The sequence below is a fragment of the Exiguobacterium sp. s7 genome (genome assembly GCF_018618195.1).
Taxonomy (GTDB): domain Bacteria; phylum Bacillota; class Bacilli; order Exiguobacteriales; family Exiguobacteriaceae; genus Exiguobacterium; species Exiguobacterium mexicanum_A.
The window spans coordinates 1-1,686 of the sequence record NZ_JACSLO010000033.1 but is presented as its reverse complement, the minus strand read 5'-3'; the positions used below and the strand labels follow the sequence as shown (position 1 = coordinate 1,686).

1 protein-coding gene is annotated in these 1,686 nt (G+C 50.5%); it reads left to right on the top strand.

The window, feature by feature from the left end; all coding sequences use genetic code 11:
- Window positions 1-69: 69 nt before the first annotated feature.
- Window positions 70-1,640 (top strand): IS3 family transposase gene (locus tag KNP79_RS15520; protein WP_215192926.1). Its coding sequence is split into 2 segments (ribosomal slippage): window positions 70-709 and window positions 709-1,640, totalling 1,572 coding nucleotides; the frame shifts between segments, so codons are not numbered across the junction.
- The last annotated feature ends 46 nt before the right edge of the window (window positions 1,641-1,686 follow it).

The following is a 1,686-nucleotide window of genomic DNA, read 5'->3' as shown; positions in this document are numbered from 1 at the left end:
TGATATGCTCCCCAATAGGTAGACAGATGAAATAACAAATCTGTTTATCTGATTGGGGAGTGTTTTTTTATGGCGAGAAGTCAGCATACGATCGAACAAAAATTGAGTGCGCTGCGCATGATGGAAGAAGAAACATATACTTGGAAAGAAATCATGGAGGCTCATGGCGTCTCTAGGGACACCCTCCAGGTGTGGAAAGTGAAATTCGATACCGGTGGGATCGATGCGTTGAAGGAATCGAGGACGTGGAAGCGCTACACTAAGGAACTGAAGATTGCGGCCGTCCGCGACTATCTCGATGGGTTCACTAGAATGGAGGTACTCTCCAAGTATCAGATCAGTAATTGGTCTGTTCTTCGTAAATGGATTAAGAAGTATACTAGTCATAGTGAGTTAACAGATTCGAGAAAAGGGATGGATCGAGCTATGACAAAAGGAAGAAAAACTACATTCGAAGAGCGCCTTGAGATCGTGAAATATTGTTTGGAGAATGGACGCAACTACCAGCAGACCGCGGAACAATTTCAGGTGTCCTATGCCCAGGTCTATGGCTGGATCAAAAAGTATGACACGGGCGGGGCAGAGGCGCTCGTGGACCGCCGTGGGCGTACGAAGCCAGAGGACGAACTAAGCGAAGAAGAGAAGCTTAAGCGCCGTATCCAGCAAATGGAGCTTGAGAATGAACTTCTTCGTGCGGACATCTTGTTTCTAAAAAAGTTAGAGGAGATCGAGAGGAGGTCATAATCAGCCAGGTACGGCTACAGCAACGATATATCGCCATCAAAGAATTGAACGAAGAGGAGGCCCTTTCGATCGTGCTCCTCTGTCGAGTCGCCGGTATCTCACGGGCGGCCTATTACAAATGGTTGAATCGCACCATACCGGTGCGTCAAGAAGAGAACGAAAAGCTTCTGGAGGACATCCGTCTACTCTATGACCAGGCGAACGGCACATACGGGTACCGTCGGATCACGATGACGATCAACCGGTTGCGCCGACAACAAGGACTGTCCCCGTTCAATGAAAAGCGAGTCTATCGCTTGATGCATATCCATGGGATCCAATCGGTCATCCGCCGGAAGCGGAAGAAGCATAAGAAGTCAACGCCGCAGCACGTGGCCGAGAATCTGATGAACCGAGAGTTCAGCGCGTCCCGACCGGACGAGAAATGGTGCACCGACGTCACCGAGTTCAAATATGGCGCCGGGAAGAAGGCTTATCTGATCGCGATCATCGACCTGTATGACGGCTCGATCGTCGCCTATCGCATCGGGAAATCTAACAACAACGCGCTCGTCTTCCAGACGATGATGCCAGCGATCGCAGGGCTCCGCACAGGAGCGCGTCCGATGATCCATAGCGACCGAGGATATCAATACACATCGAGAGGGTTCAAACGCATAGTAGAAGATGCGGGGCTGACCCACAGCATGTCCCGGGTCGGACGTTGCATCGACAACGCCCCGATCGAGAGTTTTTGGGGCACCTTGAAAGTGGAGATGTACTACTTGCGTGAGTTCCAGGCCTATAGCGAACTCACAACAGCCATCGAGAACTACATATCGTTCTACAACCACGATCGTCTCCAGAAACGACTGAACGGCTTGAGCCCTGTCGAATACAGGTCTCAAGCCGCTTAGGTTGGTTTTCATTATTTACCCTGTCTACTTGACGGGGAGCAGTTCA